Here is an 18,987-nt window from a genome sequence, read left to right on the forward strand (position 1 = left end):
ATTCCATGAGCCCATCTGACCACGCCGCCCTGAAGCCCGGCACCGTGTACCGCGAAGCGCTGCGCATCGCCGGCGAGAAAGTCCACCGCGACCGCACCATCGACGTCACCTACCCGTACACCGGCGAGGTGATCGCCACCGTGCCCAAGGCCACGCTGGACGACGTGCGCCATGCCCTGCGCATCGCCCGCGACTACAAGCCCACGCTCACGCGCTACGAGCGCTACAAGATCCTCATGCGCGCCGGCGAGATCATCGCCTCGCGCCTGGACGAGATGTCGCGCACCATCACGCTCGAATCGGGCCTGTCGCGCAAGGACTCGCTGTACGAAGTGGGCCGCGCCTCCGACGTGCTGCTGTTCGCCGCCAACCAGGCGCTGGTGGACGACGGCCAGGTGTTCTCCTGCGACCTCACGCACCACGGCAAGAGCCGCAAGGTCTACACGATGCGCGAGCCGCTCCTGGGCGCCATCACCGCCATCACGCCGTTCAACCATCCGCTGAACCAGGTGATCCACAAGGTGGCGCCGGCCATTGCGACCAACAACCGCATCGTGCTCAAGCCCAGCGAGAAGACGCCGCTCACGGCCTTCCTGCTGGCCGACATCCTGTACGAGGCCGGGCTGCCGCCGCAGATGCTGTCGGTGCTCACGGGCGACCCCAAGGAGATCGCCGACGAGCTGCTGACCAATGCCGACGTCGACCTTGTCACCTTCACGGGCGGCGTGCCCATCGGCAAGTACATCGCGGGCAAGGCCACCTACAAGCGCCAGATCCTGGAGCTGGGCGGCAACGACCCGATCATCGTGATGGAAGACGCGGACATCGAGGAGGCTGCGACGCTGGCTGCCAACGGGTCGTACAAGAACTCGGGGCAGCGCTGCACGGCGGTGAAGCGGATGCTGGTGCACGAAGCTGTCGCGGACCGCTTCGTCGAGCTGCTGGTCGAGAAGACCCGCGCACTGAAGTACGGCGACCCGATGGACCCCGACACCGACATGGGCACCGTGATCGATGAGGCCGCTGCGAAGCAGTTCGAAGCCGTGGTCAACGAAGCCATCGCCGCCGGCGCCAAGCTCCTGTACGGCAACGAACGCCGCGGTGCGCTGTACTCGCCCACCGTGCTCGACCACGTCGACCCCGAGATGACCGTCGCCAAGCACGAGACCTTCGGCCCCGTGTCGCCGGTCATCCGCTTCAAGAACATCGACGAGGCGATCCGCATCTCCAACGGCACGGCCTACGGCCTGTCGTCCTCGATCTGCACCAACCGCCTGGACTACATCACGCGCTTCATCCGCGAGCTGAACGTGGGCAGCGTGAACGTGCGCGAGGTGCCGGGCTACCGGCTGGAGCTCACGCCCTTCGGCGGCATCAAGGACTCGGGCCTGGGCTACAAGGAAGGCGTGCTCGAAGCGATGAAGAGCTTCACCAACACCAAGACCTACTCGCTGCCATGGTGACCGGCGCGGCGCACGAGGCGCATGGCGCGTCGCGCGCCGTGCGTGAAACCCCACCGCCGATGGCGCTGGCCGTGGCGGCCAAGTGGCTGTCGCGCTACAGCCGCGCGCCCGTGCCTTCGGCCAAGGTGACCGACCCGGAAAGCGGGACTGCCGGCGATGGGGACCGCAACGCGGCACGCTGGATCGCCTGACCCGCCAGCACGCGCGCCTGCGCGTCGGCCGCGACGATGTCGTCCAGGTTCTCGTGCGCGGACGAGGGCGTGTGTTGAAGGCAGTCCTCCACCACGTGCGCAATGTCGGTGTAGCGCAGGTGCCCGTTCAGGAACGCATCGACCGCCACTTCGTTCGCCGCATTGAGCGTCACGCTGGCCGCGCACCCCTCGCGCAGCACCTCCAGCGCCAGGCGCAGGCAGGGAAAGCGTTTCAGCTCGGGCGCTGCGAAGCTCAGATGGGCGAGCTGCAGGAAGTCCAGCGGCGCCACGCCCGAGTCGATGCGCCCGGGCCAGGCCAGCGCGTGCGCGATCGGCGTGCGCATGTCGGGGCGGCCCAGCTGCGCCAGCACCGACTGGTCGGCATAGGCCACCATCGAATGGATCACGCTCTGCGGGTGGATCACGACCTCGATGCGCTCGGGCGGCATCGCGAACAGCCAGCGCGCCTCGATGGTCTCGAGGCCCTTGTTCATCATCGTCGCGGAGTCGACCGAGATCTTGCGGCCCATGCGCCAGGTCGGGTGCGCGCAGGCCTCGTCGGGCGTGACGCGGTCCAGCGCCTCCAGCGGGCGGTGCAGGAACGGCCCGCCCGACGCGGTGAGCACCAGCCGCTGCACGCCCGCGCCGCCGGCCGGCGCGCCCGCCAGGCACTGGAAGATCGCGTTGTGCTCGCTGTCCAGCGGCAGCAGCGTGGCGCCGTGCGTGGCCACCGCGCGCATGAACAGCGCACCGGACATCACGAGCGCCTCCTTGTTCGCCAGCAGGATCTTCTTGCCCGCGCGCGCCGCCGCCAGCGACGATAGCAACCCCGCCGCACCGACGATGGCTGCGACCACCGTGTCGCAACCCGCCGATTGCGCCACTTCGCACAGTGCCTGCGGGCCGTGCATGACCTCGGTGCGCAGGCCGGCCGTACGCAGCCGCGCCTGCAACTGCGCGGCGCCTGCCGCATCGCCGACCACCGCCACTTCGGGGCGGAAGGCGACGCAGTGCGTGAAGAGCTTGTCGAGGTTGCGGTGCGCCGTCAGCGCATGCACCGTGAAACGGTCGGGGTGGCGCGCCACGAGGTCGAGCGTGCTGTCGCCGATCGACCCGGTGGCACCGAGCAGGGTGAGGCGTTGCGTGGCCATGGCGGTGCCTTCAGACGGCAGCGATCGGCACGACGCGCTCGCGCGACGACGGCTTCATCCACGCACCGAGCCGCTCGCTCGCCTCGGCGTCGGCGCCGTAGCGCGCGGCCACGTAGGTCTCGACCAGCCGCGTGAAGTCGTCGGCGATGTGCTCGCCCTTGAGCGTCAGCGCGCGTTCGCCGTCGATGTAGACCGGCGCCACCGGCTGCTCGCCCGAGCCCGGCAGCGAGATGCCCAGGTGCGCGAGCCGGCTCTCGCCGGGGCCGTTGACCACGCAGCCCATCACGGCCACGTGCATGTCTTCCACGCCCGGGAAGCGCACGCGCCAGGCCGGCGCCTGCGCGTGCAGCCAGCCTTCGATCTGGCTGGCCAGCGACTGGAAGAAGGTGCTCGTGGTGCGCCCGCAGCCGGGGCAGGCCGTCACGCTGGGCGTGAAGGCGCGCAGGCCCATCGACTGCAGGATCTGCTGCGCCACCAGCACCTCGCGCGTGCGGTCGCCGTTCGGCTCGGGCGTGAGCGACACGCGGATCGTGTCGCCGATGCCCTGCTGCAGCAGCACGCCCATCGCGGTGGCCGAGGCCACGATGCCCTTGGAGCCCATGCCGGCCTCGGTCAGGCCCAGGTGCAGCGGGTAGTCGCAGCGCGCGGCGAGCTCGCGGTACACGGCGATCAGGTCCTGCCCCTGGCTCACCTTGGCCGACAGCACGATGCGATCGGGCGGCAGGCCGACGTCTTCGGCGCGCGCCGCGTTCTCCAGCGCCGAGACGATGAGCGCCTGGCGCATCACCTCGTCGGCGGGCTGCGGCTGCGCCGCCTGCGCGTTCGCGTCCATCAGGCGCGCCAGCAGCGCCGGGTCGAGGCTGCCCCAGTTCACGCCGATGCGCACCGGCTTGCCGTGGCGGCAGGCGATCTCGATGAGCTGGCAGAACTGCGCGTCGCGCTTATCGCCCCGGCCGACGTTGCCGGGGTTGATACGGTATTTGGCCAGCGCCTGCGCGCAGTCGGGGTACTGCGCGAGCAGGCGGTGGCCGTTGAAGTGGAAGTCGCCCACCAGCGGCACGTGCACCTGCTGGCGCGCGAGCGCGTCGCGGATCGGCGCCACCTGCGCGGCGGCCTCTTCGTTGTTGACCGTGAGGCGCACCAGCTCGGCCCCCGCGCGCGCGAGCGCCGCCACCTGCGCCACGGTGGCGGCCGCGTCGGCGGTGTCGGTGTTGGTCATGGCCTGCACGGCCACGGGCGCGTCGCCGCCGATGCGCACGGTGCCGACGCGCACCTGCCGCGAGAGGCGGCGTGCGACGGGCGGTTTCATGGCGTGGCCTTGCCGACGCGCGTTGATGATCCGGGCATGGTCGAGGCTCCTTGGTCCATCGTGGCGGCACCCTGGCGCTACGGGCGGTCGAGCACGACGTGGCGCGAGCGCGTCCAGTCCCAGCCGTTGCCGCGGCTGTCCACGTAGCGGTCGTTCTCCAGGATCCAGCGCAGGTTGCCGGCGCACATCAGGCCGAAGCTGTCCAGGTACAGGCCGAAGCGATCGGCGTCGGGGCGATGGGCGTAGCGGCGGCGCAGCAGCTCGCAGGCGTCGACGCGCGTGCGGTCGGCCTCGCGGATGCGCTGGCAGAGGATGTCCGCGGCCTCCTGCGGGCTGTGGCCGTGCGCCATGCGCAGGCTTTCCATCGCGTTGAGGGTCACGCCCACGGCATGCTCCTTGTGGTGGGAGAGCAGGTCGTTGACCAGCGCGACGTGCTCGTTGGTGGCCAGGATGGCGCGCTGCAGGTCGGCGTCCTGCGCCAGCAGCTCGGTCAGGTCCAGGTCGTAGATGAACTCGGAGACCGGGAAGTAGGGCAGCAGCCCCGTGTTGGGATGGCGCAGCGCAAGAAACTCGTCGTACGGCAGCACCTTGCCTTCGGCCACCAGCCCGGCCTCCACTTCCACGCTGTCGAACCAGGCCTTCCACTCCAGGCAATAGCGGCGGTAGACCTGCGGCGACATGGACTGCCTGAGCCGGCCGAAGATGTCCGCGGCCGCGCGTGCCAGCGGGTGGCCTTCCAGCAGCGCGACGTCGCCGTCGCCGCACACCGCGTGCCGGCCCAGCGGCATGTCGTCGATGGCCAGGATGAGGCCCGTCACGCACGAGGTCAGGAAGATGCGGTCGGCCGAGCCGATCGGAAACAGCAGGCAATCCCACATCGGAAGGTGCAGGCGCAGGAATTTCAGCCGCGTCGCTTCGTCCGGAAACGGCAGGAACTCGCGGCCCCAGGCGGCATTGCGCTCGTCGATCACCGGGTAGTCGGTGTGGATCTTCGGGGGCACGCTGCAGAACATCTCCGGGATATGGAAGCTCACTTCGGGAAAGACGATGCGGTCGGGGTAGTTCATGGTGGGGTTCCGGTGGTCTTGGGGTGGGCCGTGGGTCAGGAAACAGGCGCGAGGGGCTCTGCCGATGCACCGGCTGCGCCCGCACCCGAGGCCGCCGACGAGACCGGCGGCACCGGGCGGATGGGAAAGACGCGCTTGTCGGTGGACGACGGCGGATAGAACCGGGCAGACCAGCGCCGGAACTCCGCAATCCCGCGATCGCCCCGGAGCAACTTGGGACGGCCGAGGAAGGCGCGGGCGTTCCAGATCGGAAAGTCGATCTGGGCAAAGCTGGCCAGCCAGCGCTTGGCCACCGGACCCAGCAGCGCATAGGCGGCCCGTCGCAGCGGCCGGGGCAGGCGTTCGAAGAGCGCGAGCTCAAAGGTGTCGATCCAGCTCATGGTCCATTCCATGGGCGCGGTGGGCGTGGAGTACAGCATCGTGATCACGCGAAAACCGATGCGGGACATCTCGCTTTCCGCCTGCACATGGCCCATGCCGAACTGCCGCATGCGCATGCGCATCGGCTGCCCGTGCCAGCGCGCGGTCAGCAGCGTTTCCATCCAGCAGTCGCCCACCTCGTAGGTCGCGGCGGTGTCCGTCAGTCCGTGGAGCCAGCCGAAATGCACCTGGTCGACGCTGTTCTCGCCAGTGTCCTGGGGATAGCCGCGCATCTCGTGGCTGCTGTGCTGCGGCGGCGATGCGAACGCGCTCAGGTCGCGCTCGGGCACCTCCCAGTTCGGCGGCCGGTTCTCGTGGTCCGCCCACACCATCACCGCGCCGTTGACTTCCTTCGTGTAGCGCAGCGTGAGCGATGCATCGGGAGGCGTGGTGCCCTGCCCGGTGCGCACGCAGCCGCCCTCGGGGCTGAACGCCAGGCCATGGAACGGGCAGACCAGTTCCTCGCCCTGCACCTTGCCTCCCACGCCGAGGTGGGCTCCCAGGTGCGGACAGTAGGGGTCGATGGCGCAGGCGCGCCCCGCGGCCGTCCGGTACAGCACCAGGTCCTGGCCCATGAAGGGCACGGTGCGCACGGTGCCCGGTGGGAGGTCCCGGCTGAAGCAGACCGAGAACCAGCCGTCGGGGTAGGGCAGCGGTGCGCGTGTTTCACCCACGGTGCTGCGCCTGTTCGATGGCATGCCGCCGGATGCGGGCGGGGCGACGTCGCTGGCCGTGGCCTGGGGGAGGGCTGCAGTTCTCGTCATCATCTTCTCCGTTGACGGTGGGCGTGCGCGGGCGCGGCGATGCGCGCACCCGGCGTCATGGCGTGGCCACCTCGGCGGCGGCGGCCTCCGCGGCGAGTTCGGCCGGCAGCCGGAACACCACGTGCTCCTCGCGCCCGGGCAGCGTCAGCAGTTCCACCTCGGCCAGGCGGCGCAGCGCGGCGACCACGTCCTGCACCATGGTCTCGGGCGCCGAGGCGCCGGCGGTGACGCCCACCGCGCCGGCGTCGCGCACCCAGTCGGGCTTGAGCTCGCTGCCCTGCGCGATGAGGTAGCTGCGCACGCCGGCCTGCGCCGCGATCTCGCGCAGGCGCTGCGAGTTGGAACTGTTCTGCGCGCCGACCACCAGCACCACGTCGACCTGCTGGCTCAGTTCGCGCACGGCCGTCTGCCGGTTCTGCGTGGCGTAGCAGATGTCGCGCGTGTCGGGCCCGACGATCTGCGGAAAGCGCCGCTGCAGCGCGTCGATGATGCCGCGCGTGTCGTCGACCGACAGCGTGGTCTGCGTGATGTAGGCCAGCGGCGCGTCGGCATCGAGCACCAGAGCGTCCACGTCGGCCTCGGTCTGCACCAGCGTGACCGGCGCCGGAATCTGCCCCAGCGTGCCGGTCACCTCGGGGTGCCCGGCGTGGCCGATGAGGATCAGCGCATAGCCCTTGGCGGCATAGCGGCGCCCCTGCTCGTGCACCTTGGTGACCAGCGGGCAGGTGGCATCGATCGCGCGCAGGCCGCGCGCGCGGGCTTCTGTTTCCACCGCGCGGCTCACGCCGTGCGCGCTGAAGATCGCGACCGCGTCGGTGGGCACCTCGGCGAGTTCTTCGACGAACACCGCGCCCTGCGCCTTCAGGCCGTCGACGACGTGCTTGTTGTGGACGATCTCGTGGCGCACGTACACCGGTGTGCCGTGGCGCCGCAGCGCGTGCTCCACCGTGTCGATGGCCCGCACGACGCCGGCGCAGAAGCCTCGGGGCTGGGCAAGGATGACGCGCATGGTGGGAGCTCCTGGTGGGGGTGGTTCATCGTTCCGCCGACGCTCTCAGGACCGGCTCGGTGTCCGCGTCGCCGGGCGGGGTGGCGGGATAGAACTGCGCGGACCAGCGGCGGAAGGCGGCGATGGAGCGGTCGCCCGCCATGAGGGCGGGGCGCTTGAGGAAGGCGCGGGTGCGCCAGAACGGCATGTCCTCGCTGGAGAACGAGATCAGCCAGCGATGCGCCATGGGGTTGAGCACGCGGTAGGCGAGCTTTCTGGCGGGCGAGGGCCAACCGTCGAACCGCGCGACGCTGGGGATGTCGATCCAGCGGAAGGTCCAGCGCAGCGGTGCGATGGGCGTGGCATAGACCAGCGTCGTGACCCGCAGGCCGAACTCCGGCATCTCGTTTTCCGCCCGGGTGTGCCCGAGGCCGAAGTTGGTCAGGCGCATGTTCAGCCGCTTGCCCTTCCAGCGCGCGCTGATCGAGACGGTGAGCGTGTGCTGCTCCATCTCGTGCGTCATCGCGGCCTCGGTGAGGCCGTGGAGCGATCCGAAATGGATCATGTCCACGCTGTTCTCTCCCACGGCGTCGCCGTAGCCGTCGAGTTCCCGCTGTCCGTACTGCGGGTAGATGCGGTCGTCGAGGTCGAGGCTCGGAAAGTCCCATTCGGGCGGGATGTCCTCGCTGTGGCGCCACACCATGACCACGCCGTTCGCTTCCTTGGCGTAGCGGCTCGTCAGCGCTGTGCGCGGCGGGGTCTGGCCCGGGCAGGCGCGCACGCACGCGCCATCGGGACCGAACACCAGGCCGTGGAACGCGCAGGTCAGGTGCTCGCCGTCGATCGTGCCGCCGTGCCCGAGGTGGGCGCCCAGGTGCGGGCAGTACGGCTCGATGACGCGAAGCAGGCCCGACGCCGTGCGGTAGACGACCAGGTCCTGTCCCATGAACGGGACGGTGATCAATGCGCCCGGCCTGACTTCGTGGCTGAAGCACACGGCGAACCATCCGTTGGTGTAGGGCAGCGGCATGCGCGTGTCGCCCGAGGCGCTGCGCGTGTGCAGCAGCGGCTTGCGGGCACTCACGAGCCGCGGGGCGTGCTCGCCGGCGTGGGGGCCGGTCATGAGGCGGGTCGAGGGTTCAGTCATGGCCGAGGCTCCTTGTTCGAAGGCGGGGGGACGCACCTGTGCGCGGGCGGCTCAGTGCGCGCGCTGGATGACCAGGTCGGCCAGCTGGCCGAGACGCCGGGCCCCGGGCCCGAGCGGTGCAAGCGCGGCGTGGGCGCGTTCGCGCAGTTCGCCGGCCAGCGCGCGCGAGGCCGCCAGGCCGAGCATCGACACGCAGGTCGGCTTGTCGTCGTCGGCGTCCTTGCCGGCGGTCTTGCCCAGCGTGGCCGTGTCGGCGGTCGCGTCGAGGATGTCGTCGACCACCTGAAAGGCCAGGCCGATGGCGTTGCTGTAGTCGTCGAGCGCGCGGTACAGCGCGGCGTTGGCCGGCGTGTCGGCCAGGCCGCACAGCGCGCCCATGCGCACGGCCGCACGGATCAGCGCGCCGGTCTTCATGCGGTGCATCTGTTCGAGCGCCGGCTGGCTCAGCGACCGGCCCGCGCTTTGCAGGTCGATGGCCTGGCCGCCCACGAGGTGGCGAGAGCCGGCGGCCTGCGCCAGCTCGCGCACCAGCGCGATGCGACGCTCGGCCGGCAGCGGCAGTTCGCTCAGCGTGAAGAAGGCCTGCACCTGCAGCGCGTCGCCCACGAGGATCGCGGTGGCTTCGTCGTAGGCCACATGCACGGTGGGCTTGCCGCGGCGCAGGTCGTCGTCGTCCATCGCGGGCAGGTCGTCGTGCACGAGCGAGTAGACGTGGACCATCTCGATGGCGGCGCCCGTGGCGTCGAGCGCATCGGGCGGCGCTTCGGCGAGGGCGCCCGCCGCCTGGCACAACAAGGGGCGGATGCGCTTGCCGCCGCCGAGCGCGGCATAGCGCAATGCCTCGTGCAGGCGCGCGGGCCGGGTGTCGGGCGGCGGCAGGTGCAGGCCGAGGGCCGTTTCGATGCGGCGGGTGGTGCCCTGCATCCACGCGTCGAAGGCACCGGCGGGTTCGATGCCGGTGCGCGGGACCGCGCGTGCCTCGTCCTGCCACGGAGCTTCTTGGTTCACTCAGGTCTTCCCGGGGTGGGGTCGGGTCGGTGCGCGGGACTCAGGTCCGCCGCGCAATGAAGCTGAACGACGAGGCCTTGTCCTTGAGCAATGCGTCCGAGAAGCTCACCGCAATGTCGCGCAGCTCGGTGAACGTGGCGGTCTTGCTGGTCGGGTGGTGCGCGTCCAGGTTGTCCTTGACCAGCCCGTACCAGCGGATCACCTCCGCGTTCGACGGCAGCACGCGTTGGTCGAGCACCGCGAAGCCGTGGCGCTCGAGCACCTGCTTCACGCCGTCGGGCGTCTTGCGGTAGCCCGACGCGGCGCGGTCGACCTTGTCCGGGATGTGCGACTTGTAGGTCGCCAGGTCCACCTTGTAGAGGCTCTCCGAAATGATGACCGTGCCGCCCGTGCGCATGCGCGCCGACAGCGAGGCCATGGCCTGCTCCAGCACCTCGGGCGTGAAGTGGATCAGGCTGCCGCGCAGGATGGCCAGGTCGTAGGGCACCTGCGCGTCGGGCAGCTCGCCGATGTCCTTGGCGTTGCACTGGTACAGCCGCACGCGGTCGGCCAGGCCTTCGTGCGCGATGAGTTCGCGCGCGCATTCCAGCTGCGGGCGGCTCACGTTCACGCCGTCGATGCGCGCGCACTGCGGGTAGCGCTGCGCGATGAACTTCAGCACCGGGCCCCAGCCGCAGCCGATGTCGATCGCGCGGCGCACGGTGGCCGGCGAGAGGTCGGCGCCGGCCTGCTCGGCGAGCTCGAACTGGTGCTCCATGTGGCGCCGGCCGGAGGCGTCGAGCGGGAGGTCGTGCGGGTCCATCTTCTCGTCGAACACGCCGTACTGGTACCAGAGCTCGTTGCCGATCGCCTTGCGCCACTGGTCGGGCGTGTCGGCGTAGACCTGCTCGATCTTGTCCTGGTAGTGGTCGAGGCTGCGGCTGTGGATGACGTCGATGCCGACGGCTTGCGCGGATGCTTGCATGGTGTGGGCGCTCCTTGTGGGGGAAATTCAGACGCGTCGCGCGATGACGCTGTAGGTCGAGAACTTGTCCTTGATCAGCGCGACCGAGAGGCTGACCGCCATCACGCGCAGCTCTTCGAGCGGGGGCGGGATGGTGTCCGGCGTGAAGTTCTTCTCGATGTTTTCCTTCACGTCGGTGAACCAGCGCGCCACGTCGATGTTGCGCGGGAGCACGCGCATGTCTTCGACGATGAAGCCGCTCTCTTCGAGCACGCGGCGGAAGTAGGCCGGTGTCTTGCGGTGCTTGCAGGCGAGGCGGTCGACCTCGTCCTCGATGTCGGAGCGGTAGTTGTCCAGCGGGATGTTGTAGAGGTTGTCGGAGATGACGACCTTGGCGCCCGGGCGCATGCGCGCGGCGACCTGCTTCATCGAGCGTTCGTACAGGTCGTTCGGAAAGTGCGAGATGACGCCGCGGATCGTCACCAGGTCGTAGGGCGTGTCGGGGTTGGGCAGCAGGGCGACGTCCTGCGCGTCGCACAGGTACAGGTTCACGCGGTCGCTCAGGTGCTGCTGGGCGTGGTACCGGGCGCAGTGCGCGAGCTGCGTCTCGCTGATGTTGATGCCGTCGAGCTGGCGGCATTGCGGAAAGTGCTCCGCGAGGTAGCGCAGGCCGAAGCCCCAACCGCAGCCCACGTCGAGGATGCGGCGGATGGGGAAGGGCGGCGGCTGGTCCAGGCCCGCGATCTCCATCTGCTGGTCGAAGTAGCGCAGGCCCGATTCGTTGAGCGAGATCGGCGGCACCGAGCGCGGGTCGTCGTAGACGCCGAACTGGAACATCAGGTCCTCGCCGATGGCCTTGCGCCAGTCCTCGGGGTCGTCCTGGTAGGTGTACTCGACCTTGGCGTGGTACGGATTGGCCTCGGCACCCCGGATCACTTGAAGCGAAGGCGGGGCGGGCGCATCGATGCGGCGTGCGGTGGCTGTGCTCATCGGGTTCTCCTGTGGCTGGCGGTCACGGTGGGTTTCAGGAAACGAGGCTCATGCGAGCCGTGCGGAACGCGGGGGCGTGGGCATCGAAGAACACCTGGATCGACTGCACCAGCCCGTCGGCATCCAGGCCGTGGGCAGCAAGCAATCTGGCGCAGTCGCCGTGCTCGACGAACTCGTCGGGCAGGCCCAGGTGCAGCGACGGAATCAGCACGCCCTGCGCGGCCAGTGATTCGAGGCAGGCCGCGCCGGCGCCGCCCATCACGCAGCCTTCCTCGACGGTCACGAGCACGTCGTGCGTCTCGGCGAGCGAGAGCACCAGGTCGGCATCGAGCGGCTTCACGAAGCGCATGTTGGCGACCGTGGCGTCGAGCCGTTCGGCGGCGGCCAGGCTGGGCGCGACCATGGTGCCGAAGGCCAGGATGGCGATGCGCGCGCCCATCGGCTGTGTCGACTCGCGCCGCACCTGGCCGCGGCCGATGCGCAGCGGCTGCAGCGCGCGCACGGGCAGCGCGCCGGGCCCGCCGCCGCGCGGGTAGCGCACGGCGGCCGGGCCGTCGTGGCGCAGGGCGGTGTGCAGCATCTGGCGGCACTCGTCTTCGTCGGACGCGGCCATCACGACCATGTTCGGAATGCAACGCAGGTAGGCGACGTCGAAGGCGCCCATGTGCGTCGCGCCGTCGGCGCCGACGATGCCGGCGCGGTCGACCGCGAACACGACCGGCAGGTTCTGCAAGGCCACGTCGTGGATCAGCTGGTCGTAGGCGCGCTGCAGGAAGGTCGAGTAGATGGCCACCACGGGCCGCATCCCTGCCGCCGCGAGGCCCGCGGCGAAGGTCACGGCGTGCTGCTCGGCAATGCCGACGTCGAAGTAGCGCTCGGGAAAGCGGCGCTCGAAGTCCATCAGCGCCGAGCCCTCGCGCATGGCCGGCGTGATGGCGACCACGCGCGCATCGGCCTCGGCCTCGTCGCAGAGCCAGTCGCTGAAGACCTGGGCGTAGGTCGGCTTGGCGGGGGCTGACGCGGGGGCGGTCTTGATGCCGGCGGCGGGGTCGAACTTGCCGGGGCCGTGGTACAGGACCGGGTCCTGCTCGGCCGGGCGGTAGCCGTGGCCCTTCTGCGTGACGATGTGCAGCAGCTGCGGGCCTGGCTGCGCCTGCAACTTCTGCAGGGCCGGGATCAGCGCGCCCAGGTCGTGGCCGTCGATGGGGCCGGTGTAGTGGAAGCCGAACTGCTCGAAGAGGGTGGCGGGCGACAGGCCGAGCTCCGAGGGCTCGCAGGGGGCCAGCGCCGGGCGCATGGCGCGCAATCTTTGCCGACTGGCTTCATTGGCGCTGGCATAGGCGCGTTCTGAAATCAATCCGCCCAGATAAAGGCGCAGCATGCCGACGGGTGGTGAAATCGACATGTCGTTGTCGTTCAATATCACCAATAAACGGCCGCAGGCCTGCGTATTGTTCATGGCCTCGAAGGCCATGCCGGCGCTCAAGGCCCCGTCGCCGATCACCGCGATGGCGTGGTCGGTCGAATTGGAAATGCGGGCGGCCTGCGCAAATCCCAGGGCGGCGGAAATGGAGGTGCTGGAATGCGCGGTGCCGAAATGATCGTGTTCGGATTCGGTGCGCCTCGGAAATCCGGAAATACCGCCGAATTGGCGCAAGGTGGGCATGGCCTGGCGCCGGCCGGTCAGGATCTTGTGGGCGTAGCTTTGGTGGCCGACGTCCCAGACGATGCGGTCGCGCGGGGTGTCGAACACGTAGTGCAGGGCGACCGTCAGCTCGACCGTGCCCAGGTTGGAGGCGAAGTGGCCGCCCGTGCGGGACACGCTGTCGACGATGAAGGATCGCAATTCATCCGCAAGGCCCGGCAATTGCGCAATGCCGAGCTGGCGCAGCGAATGGGGCGAATCGATGGCTTCGAGCAGGGCATGCATTCCGGTTTCTCCGTGAGATGGAAACGCGCGGGCCGTGGCGACTGAATTCTTTATGCGATGCGGTACTGGCTAATTTCGGACAAAACAATGCCTTGGAAATTGACGGTTCAATTTCCTTGTCAAAGCCTCCGAGGGAACCTGAAAGCGCGTCGGCTCCGGGTTTTTAATTCCGGGTCGGGCGAAATCAGGAGGTCAGCGTAGGGGATGGATTTGACGCACGCAAGCGAATGCGACTGCAAATTTTTTGATACCCAGGGTTATTTACCCCCGAGGTTTTAATCAGTTTTTTGGATGGCGCGGCGCGCGCGCACGACCGCCGCGGCCGTTCGAAAACGGCCGTGGTGCGAGGTCAGGGGGGAGAGGAGGGAGGGGGCGCCGACGCCCGCGCATGGCGGGCGCTCGGGCGGTGCCGTCAGACGCCGGCGGCGTGCGCCTGCTGGTCGGCGTGGTAGCTGGAGCGCACCATCGCGCCCACGGCGGCGTGGCTGAAGCCCATCTTGTAGGCCGCTTCCTCGAACATCTTGAAGGTGTCGGGGTGCACGTAGCGGCGCACCGGCAGGTGCGAGCCCGACGGCGACAGGTACTGGCCGATGGTCAGCATGTCGATGTCGTGGGCGCGCATGTCGCGCATCACCTGCAGGATCTCTTCATCGGTTTCGCCCAGGCCGACCATGATGCCGCTCTTGGTCGGCACGTTGGGGTGCAGCGCCTTGAACTTCTTCAGTAGGTTCAGGCTGAACTGGTAGTCGCTGCCCGGGCGCGCTTCCTTGTACAGGCGCGGCGCGGTTTCCAGGTTGTGGTTCATCACGTCGGGCGGCGCGGCCTTGAGGATTTCCAGCGCGCGGTCGTCGCGGCCGCGGAAGTCGGGCACGAGGATTTCGATCTGCGTCATCGGCGAGAGCTCGCGGATGTTGCTGATGCAGTCGACGAAGTGCTGGCTGCCGCCATCGCGCAGGTCGTCGCGGTCGACGCTGGTGATCACCACGTACTTCAGGCGCAGCTTGGCGATGGTCTTGGCCAGGTTGAGCGGCTCGTCCTTGTCCAGCGGGTCGGGTCGGCCGTGGCCCACGTCGCAGAACGGGCAGCGGCGCGTGCACTTGTCGCCCATGATCATGAAGGTGGCCGTGCCGTTGCCGAAGCATTCGCCGATGTTCGGGCACGAGGCTTCTTCGCAGACCGTGTGCAGGTTGCTTTCGCGCAGGATCTGCTTGATCTCGTAGAAGCGCGTGGTCGGGCTACCGGCCTTGACGCGGATCCACTCGGGCTTCTTGAGCACTTCGCCAGTCTGCACCACCTTGACGGGGATGCGCGAGAGCTTGGCCGCGGCCTTCTGCTTGGCCAGCGGGTTGTAGGTTTCGGCGCTCTGGGCGTCGCGGACGACTTCGGTGGTGCTCATTGGTGTGTCAAGGAGCCAGGAAAGCCCCGAGCTTCTGGCTCAGCACTTTGGCGGCTTCTTCCCATGTGGTTTGGACGCCGATTGTAGAAAGGTCGACCGTTTGCAGCCCCGCGTAGCCGCAAGGGTTGATGCGCGAGAAGGGTTCGAGGTCCATCGCGACATTGAGCGACACACCGTGGTAAGTGGCGTGGCGGCTCACCTTGATGCCCAGCGCGGCGATCTTGCCCAGGCCCCGGAACGGGTCGGCGCCGGGCATCGGGCCGGTGAGGGCGGCGTGCGAGAACGGGTCGTCCAGGCGCACATAGATGCCCGGCGCGCCGGCCACGCGGTGGCCCGTCACGCCGAAGTGGGCGAGCGTGCGCAGCACCGATTCCTCGATGCGGTAGACGTATTCCTTGACGTAGTAGCCCGCGCGCCGCAGGTCGATGAGCGGGTAGGCCACCACCTGGCCGGGGCCGTGGAAGGTGACCTGCCCGCCCCGGTCGGTCTGCACGACCGGGATCGGGCCGGGGGCCAGGATGTGGTCGGTCTTGCCCGCCAGCCCCTGCGTGAACACGGGGTCGTGCTCGCAGATCCATAGCGCGTCGGGCGTCTCGGACGTGCGCGCCTGCGTGAAGCGCTGCATCGCCGCGTACGTGGCGAGGTAGTCGGCCCGGCCGAGCCACTGCGCTTCGAGGGGCGTCAAAGAACGACTTTCACCATCGGGTGCGCGGACAGGGCGCGGTAGAGGTCGTCGAGCTGTTCGCGGCTGGTGGCGGTGACGGTGATGGTCACGCCCAGGTAGTTGCCGGCCTTGCTGTCGCGCAGCTCGACCGTGGTGGCGTCGAAGGCCGGGTCGAAGCGCTCGGCGATCTGCGTGATGGCGTGCACGAAGCCGTCGACCTTCGCGCCCATCACCTTGATGGGGAACTGCGAGGGGTACTCGATCAGCGATTCCTTGCGCGGATCGGGGATCGATGCGGTGTCGGTAGGGGTCGTCGGGGTATCGGTCATGCGGTGGCTCCTGGCGCGTCGGCGTTGCGTTGCTTGGCCTGTTGGTAGGCGGCATACAAGCTCTGGTAGATGGGGCCGGGATGGCCATTGCCAATGGCCTGGCCATCGAGTGTGACAACGGGCAACACTTCCTTGGTGGCCGAGGACAGCAGCAGTTCGTCGGCGCCGAACACCTCGTCGCGCGACACGCGCCGCAGCGCGAAGGGAATGCCGCTGTCCTGGCACAGGCGCTCGAGCAGGCCGTAGCGGATGCCGGTCAGCACGAGGTTGTCTTTCGGTGGGCCGATGAGCGTGCCGTCCTTCACGATCCACACGTTGCTCGACGAGGCTTCGCTGAGCCACTCGCCGCGGAACATCACGGTCTCGGTGGCGCCGGCCTCGACGCTGATCTGCCGTGCGAGCACCGCGCCCAGCAGGCTGGTGCTCTTGATGTGGGCCTTCTGCCAGCGGAAATCGTCGGCGGTGACGCAGGCCACGCCCTTGGCGCGCACCGCATCTGCCACCGGCGGCAGGGGGTTCACCATCGCGAACACGGTGGGGCGCAGGCCGCGCACCATGACGTGGTCACGCGGCGCCACGCCGCGCGAAACCTGGAAGTAGATCGCCTGCGGTGCCTTGCCCTGCGGCGCGGCAAGCTGCATTGCAATGGCGCGCCATTCGTCGCGCGAGTAGGGGTTGTCGATCTGCAGCTCGGCCAGCGAACGCTCGAGGCGCGCGATGTGTTCATCGAAGCAGAAGGGCGCGCCGAAGTAGACGGGGATCACTTCGTAGATGCCGTCGCCGAAGATGAAGCCGCGGTCGAGGACGCTGATCTTCGCGTCGCGCAGAGGGGTGAATTCGCCGTTGAGAAAGCACGGCGTGTCGGGCAGTGCCGAGGTGATGTCTTGCATCCGCAAATTATGGGCGGACGCCACACTCGGTGCAGAACTGTCGACGAAGTGTCACGTTATGGCGGGACCCCGCTAGGTTTTACTTATAATCAATGGCTTTGTAAAATTCTCCGGGGACAAACACGGGGTGCATTCGAATGACAACCAACGCCCCTGTCCCTGAGGTTGACGCCGAAGAATCCGATTTCAAGCCACTCACGGCCGAAGAGGCCCAGAAGTTGCGCGAGCAAAACCCCGAGCTGTCACCCTGGTGGGTGATCGCAGCCCAAGTGGCTGCAGGTGTGGTGGTAGCTTGCCTGGCGTGGATCTGGACGGCGCGATCCGAGGCTGCAATCTCGGCGTTTTACGGAGCCATGACAGTAGCGATCCCCGCGGCCTTGTTTGTCCGCGGTGTCCGGCGCAAACCGGGCATGCCGTCGCAGGCTGTCATGTTGAGGTTTTTTGTGTGGGAGATGATCAAGATCGCGCTGACCGTTGCCTTGCTGGCCGCGGCGCCGTGGCTGATCGGGGGGCTCGTCTGGCTGGCCATGGTGGCTGGCGTGGTGGTCGCCATGAAGATGTACTGGGTGGCACTGCTGGTGCGGCCCAAATTTTTGAACCGGATTTGACTGTTTTGGAAGAGAGACGCTGAAAGATGGCCGCCGAAGGACACGCCCCGACCGCGAGTGAATACATCGTTCACCACCTCCAGCACTGGCAAGTCGACTGGAGCCTCAAGCCCGTCGTTCAATCCGCCATTGTTGACTTCAACGTCATCAACCTCGACTCGGTGCTCTACGCGCTGATCATCGGCGCATTGGGCTGCTTCGTGCTGTGGCTGGCTGCTCGCAAGGCAACGCCCGGCGTGCCCGGCCGTTTCCAGGCGGCGGTCGAGATCCTGGTCGAGATGGTCGACAACCAGGCCAAGGCCAACGTGCACAACGCCGCGAGCCGCAAGTTCATCGCCCCGCTGGCGCTCACCGTGTTCGTCTGGATCTTCCTGCTGAACGCGATGGACATGCTGCCGGTCGACCTGCTGCCGGCCATCTGGACCCAGGTCTACTCGGCACTGGGCCACGATCCGCACCACGCCTACATGCGTGCCGTGCCGACCGCCGACCTCTCGACCACGCTCGGTCTTTCCACTTCCGTGCTGCTCCTGTGCCTCTTCTACAGCGTCAAGGTCAAGGGCCTGGGCGGCTGGGGCCACGAGCTGATCACCGCGCCCTTCGGTGCCCACCCTCTGCTGTGGCCCGTCAACCTGCTGATGCAGGTCATCGAGTACCTGGCCAAGACGGTCTCGCACGGCATGCGGTTGTTCGGCAACATGTATGCGGGCGAGCTCGTCTTCATGCTCATCGCCCTCATGGGCGGTGCCATGGCGGCCTCGTTCTCCGGTGTGTTGCTGCCCATCGGGCACATCATTGCCGGCACCGTCTGGGCGATCTTCCACATCCTGGTGATCACGCTGCAGGCTTTCATCTTCATGATGCTGACCCTGATCTATCTGGGCCAGGCGCATGAGGCGCATTGAGTTTCCCTTTTTCTTTTCGTTTGCTTTAAATCTGTTCTAAGGAGTCATCATGGAAAACATTCTCGGTCTCGTCGCTCTCGCTTGTGGTCTGATCGTCGGTCTCGGCGCCATCGGTGCTTCCATCGGCATCGCGCTGATGGGTGGCAAGTTCCTGGAATCGTCGGCCCGTCAACCTGAGCTCATGAACGACCTGCAGACCAAGATGTTCATCTTGGCTGGTCTGATCGACGCGGCCTTCCTGATCGGCGTGGCCATCGCCCTGCTGTTCGCCTTCGCCAACCCGTTCGCCGCGACCCTGCTGGCCAACCTGCCCAAGTAAGCCGGTTCAACGCCACTCCAGAAAGGTGTTGCCGTGAGTATCAACGCGACCCTGTTCGTTCAGGCCATCGTCTTCCTGCTGCTGGTGCTGTTCACGATGAAATTCGTGTGGCCGCCCATCGCGAAGGCTTTGGATGAACGCGCACAAAAGATCGCTGCGGGCCTGGCGGCCGCCGAGAAGGCCAAGGCTGAACTCGCTTCCGCCAACCAGCGCGTCGAGCAGGAACTGGTTCAGTCTCGCAACGAGACCACCAGCCGCCTGGCCGATGCCGAGCGCCGCGCCCAGCAGATCATCGAAGAGGCCAAGGGCCGTGCAACGGTGGAGGCCAACAAGATCGTGGCCGACGCGCACGCCGAAGCCGAACAGCAGTCCGTGCGTGCCCGTGAAGCCCTGCGTGAGCAGGTTGCTGCGCTGGCCGTCAAGGGTGCCGAGCAGATTCTCCGCAAGGAGGTCAACGCCGGTGTCCACGCCGACCTGCTCCAGCGCCTGAAGACCGAGCTCTGAG

General features: G+C 68.1%; 19 protein-coding genes. 5 read left to right on the forward strand and 14 right to left on the reverse strand.

Features of this window, described 5'->3' with window-relative positions:
• Positions 1-5: 5 nt before the first annotated feature.
• Complete coding sequence (gene phnY / locus AC1RGU_RS28505) at positions 6-1,463, forward strand: phosphonoacetaldehyde dehydrogenase (protein WP_492699642.1); 1,458 nt, start codon at positions 6-8, stop codon at positions 1,461-1,463.
• A 94-nt stretch (positions 1,464-1,557) separates the two neighbouring features.
• Here phnY and ispC read toward each other — a convergent pair whose 3' ends face one another.
• From ispC to AC1RGU_RS28575, 14 genes are all read right to left on the reverse strand, one after another.
• The gene (gene ispC / locus AC1RGU_RS28510) at positions 1,558-2,805 is read right to left on the reverse strand and encodes a 1-deoxy-D-xylulose-5-phosphate reductoisomerase (RefSeq protein ID WP_492699640.1); all 1,248 of its coding nucleotides are present in this window, start codon (positions 2,803-2,805) and stop codon (positions 1,558-1,560) included.
• A gap of 10 nt (positions 2,806-2,815) precedes the next feature.
• On the reverse strand, positions 2,816-4,114 hold the full coding sequence (ispG, locus tag AC1RGU_RS28515; RefSeq protein ID WP_070063786.1) for a flavodoxin-dependent (E)-4-hydroxy-3-methylbut-2-enyl-diphosphate synthase: 1,299 nt from the start codon (positions 4,112-4,114) through the stop codon (positions 2,816-2,818).
• 77 nt (positions 4,115-4,191) lie between these two features.
• Positions 4,192-5,181 carry a terpene synthase family protein gene (locus tag AC1RGU_RS28520; protein WP_070063787.1) on the reverse strand — a complete coding sequence of 330 codons (990 nt, stop codon included), beginning with the start codon at positions 5,179-5,181 and terminating at the stop codon, positions 4,192-4,194.
• Between the two features lie 35 nt (positions 5,182-5,216).
• Positions 5,217-6,365 (reverse strand): Rieske 2Fe-2S domain-containing protein, encoded by a 1,149-nt coding sequence (locus AC1RGU_RS28525; RefSeq protein WP_216360110.1) that lies wholly within the window; start codon positions 6,363-6,365, stop codon positions 5,217-5,219.
• A 55-nt stretch (positions 6,366-6,420) separates the two neighbouring features.
• The gene (gene ispH / locus AC1RGU_RS28530) at positions 6,421-7,374 is read right to left on the reverse strand and encodes a 4-hydroxy-3-methylbut-2-enyl diphosphate reductase (protein ID WP_487847397.1); all 954 of its coding nucleotides are present in this window, start codon (positions 7,372-7,374) and stop codon (positions 6,421-6,423) included.
• A gap of 25 nt (positions 7,375-7,399) precedes the next feature.
• Positions 7,400-8,500 carry a Rieske 2Fe-2S domain-containing protein gene (locus AC1RGU_RS28535; protein WP_083259397.1) on the reverse strand — a complete coding sequence of 367 codons (1,101 nt, stop codon included), beginning with the start codon at positions 8,498-8,500 and terminating at the stop codon, positions 7,400-7,402.
• Between the two features lie 51 nt (positions 8,501-8,551).
• Positions 8,552-9,424, reverse strand: coding sequence for a polyprenyl synthetase family protein (locus AC1RGU_RS28540; RefSeq protein WP_492699694.1), 873 nt, complete (start codon positions 9,422-9,424; stop codon positions 8,552-8,554).
• Positions 9,425-9,548: 124 nt separating this feature from the next.
• Complete coding sequence (locus AC1RGU_RS28545; protein WP_070063790.1) at positions 9,549-10,472, reverse strand: SAM-dependent methyltransferase; 924 nt, start codon at positions 10,470-10,472, stop codon at positions 9,549-9,551.
• Between the two features lie 27 nt (positions 10,473-10,499).
• Positions 10,500-11,441 (reverse strand): SAM-dependent methyltransferase, encoded by a 942-nt coding sequence (locus AC1RGU_RS28550; protein ID WP_369631538.1) that lies wholly within the window; start codon positions 11,439-11,441, stop codon positions 10,500-10,502.
• 34 nt (positions 11,442-11,475) lie between these two features.
• A complete protein-coding gene (gene dxs / locus AC1RGU_RS28555; protein WP_492699635.1) occupies positions 11,476-13,371 on the reverse strand; it encodes a 1-deoxy-D-xylulose-5-phosphate synthase in 1,896 nt (631 codons plus the stop codon).
• 412 nt (positions 13,372-13,783) lie between these two features.
• Positions 13,784-14,767: a lipoyl synthase gene (gene lipA, locus AC1RGU_RS28560; RefSeq protein ID WP_492699633.1), complete on the reverse strand. Its 984-nt coding sequence runs from the start codon at positions 14,765-14,767 to the stop codon at positions 13,784-13,786.
• A gap of 7 nt (positions 14,768-14,774) precedes the next feature.
• A complete protein-coding gene (lipB, locus tag AC1RGU_RS28565) occupies positions 14,775-15,392 on the reverse strand; it encodes a lipoyl(octanoyl) transferase LipB (RefSeq protein ID WP_492699692.1) in 618 nt (205 codons plus the stop codon).
• A gap of 56 nt (positions 15,393-15,448) precedes the next feature.
• Positions 15,449-15,760 (reverse strand): YbeD family protein, encoded by a 312-nt coding sequence (locus tag AC1RGU_RS28570; protein ID WP_062480170.1) that lies wholly within the window; start codon positions 15,758-15,760, stop codon positions 15,449-15,451.
• Entirely contained in the window at positions 15,757-16,650 is an 894-nt protein-coding gene (locus AC1RGU_RS28575) for a D-amino acid aminotransferase (RefSeq protein ID WP_492699630.1), read from the reverse strand. Before AC1RGU_RS28575 ends, AC1RGU_RS28570 begins: the two co-directional genes overlap by 4 nt.
• A gap of 137 nt (positions 16,651-16,787) precedes the next feature.
• Here AC1RGU_RS28575 and AC1RGU_RS28580 point away from each other — a divergent pair, with 137 nt between their 5' ends.
• The 4 genes from AC1RGU_RS28580 to AC1RGU_RS28595 are packed head-to-tail and all read left to right on the forward strand — an operon-like array spanning position 16,788 to position 18,986.
• Positions 16,788-17,258 carry an ATP synthase subunit I gene (locus AC1RGU_RS28580; protein WP_056576477.1) on the forward strand — a complete coding sequence of 157 codons (471 nt, stop codon included), beginning with the start codon at positions 16,788-16,790 and terminating at the stop codon, positions 17,256-17,258.
• A gap of 26 nt (positions 17,259-17,284) precedes the next feature.
• Positions 17,285-18,163, forward strand: a complete 879-nt coding sequence (gene atpB, locus AC1RGU_RS28585) for a F0F1 ATP synthase subunit A (RefSeq protein WP_095747009.1) — start codon at positions 17,285-17,287, stop codon at positions 18,161-18,163.
• A gap of 49 nt (positions 18,164-18,212) precedes the next feature.
• Positions 18,213-18,482, forward strand: coding sequence for a F0F1 ATP synthase subunit C (gene atpE / locus AC1RGU_RS28590; protein WP_056576471.1), 270 nt, complete (start codon positions 18,213-18,215; stop codon positions 18,480-18,482).
• Positions 18,483-18,515: 33 nt separating this feature from the next.
• Positions 18,516-18,986, forward strand: a complete 471-nt coding sequence (locus AC1RGU_RS28595; RefSeq protein WP_062480176.1) for a F0F1 ATP synthase subunit B — start codon at positions 18,516-18,518, stop codon at positions 18,984-18,986.
• Position 18,987 lies beyond the last annotated feature (1 nt).

It is taken from the genome of Variovorax sp. GW823-FHT02B07 (genome assembly GCF_058797695.1).

What these genes read in the sequence shown, in the direction of transcription:
- phnY (WP_492699642.1), top strand. Translation starts at nt 6, where the DNA reads ATGAGCCCATCTGACCACGCCGCCCTGAAGCCCGGCACCGTGTACCGC.
- ispC (WP_492699640.1), bottom strand. Translation starts at nt 2,805, where the DNA reads ATGGCCACGCAACGCCTCACCCTGCTCGGTGCCACCGGGTCGATCGGC.
- ispG (WP_070063786.1), bottom strand. Translation starts at nt 4,114, where the DNA reads ATGAAACCGCCCGTCGCACGCCGCCTCTCGCGGCAGGTGCGCGTCGGC.
- AC1RGU_RS28520 (WP_070063787.1), bottom strand. Translation starts at nt 5,181, where the DNA reads ATGAACTACCCCGACCGCATCGTCTTTCCCGAAGTGAGCTTCCATATC.
- AC1RGU_RS28525 (WP_216360110.1), bottom strand. Translation starts at nt 6,365, where the DNA reads ATGACGAGAACTGCAGCCCTCCCCCAGGCCACGGCCAGCGACGTCGCC.
- ispH (WP_487847397.1), bottom strand. Translation starts at nt 7,374, where the DNA reads ATGCGCGTCATCCTTGCCCAGCCCCGAGGCTTCTGCGCCGGCGTCGTG.
- AC1RGU_RS28535 (WP_083259397.1), bottom strand. Translation starts at nt 8,500, where the DNA reads ATGACTGAACCCTCGACCCGCCTCATGACCGGCCCCCACGCCGGCGAG.
- AC1RGU_RS28540 (WP_492699694.1), bottom strand. Translation starts at nt 9,424, where the DNA reads ATGCAGGGCACCACCCGCCGCATCGAAACGGCCCTCGGCCTGCACCTG.
- AC1RGU_RS28545 (WP_070063790.1), bottom strand. Translation starts at nt 10,472, where the DNA reads ATGCAAGCATCCGCGCAAGCCGTCGGCATCGACGTCATCCACAGCCGC.
- AC1RGU_RS28550 (WP_369631538.1), bottom strand. Translation starts at nt 11,441, where the DNA reads ATGAGCACAGCCACCGCACGCCGCATCGATGCGCCCGCCCCGCCTTCG.
- dxs (WP_492699635.1), bottom strand. Translation starts at nt 13,371, where the DNA reads ATGCATGCCCTGCTCGAAGCCATCGATTCGCCCCATTCGCTGCGCCAG.
- lipA (WP_492699633.1), bottom strand. Translation starts at nt 14,767, where the DNA reads ATGAGCACCACCGAAGTCGTCCGCGACGCCCAGAGCGCCGAAACCTAC.
- lipB (WP_492699692.1), bottom strand. Translation starts at nt 15,392, where the DNA reads ATGCAGCGCTTCACGCAGGCGCGCACGTCCGAGACGCCCGACGCGCTA.
- AC1RGU_RS28570 (WP_062480170.1), bottom strand. Translation starts at nt 15,760, where the DNA reads ATGACCGATACCCCGACGACCCCTACCGACACCGCATCGATCCCCGAT.
- AC1RGU_RS28575 (WP_492699630.1), bottom strand. Translation starts at nt 16,650, where the DNA reads ATGCAAGACATCACCTCGGCACTGCCCGACACGCCGTGCTTTCTCAAC.
- AC1RGU_RS28580 (WP_056576477.1), top strand. Translation starts at nt 16,788, where the DNA reads ATGACAACCAACGCCCCTGTCCCTGAGGTTGACGCCGAAGAATCCGAT.
- atpB (WP_095747009.1), top strand. Translation starts at nt 17,285, where the DNA reads ATGGCCGCCGAAGGACACGCCCCGACCGCGAGTGAATACATCGTTCAC.
- atpE (WP_056576471.1), top strand. Translation starts at nt 18,213, where the DNA reads ATGGAAAACATTCTCGGTCTCGTCGCTCTCGCTTGTGGTCTGATCGTC.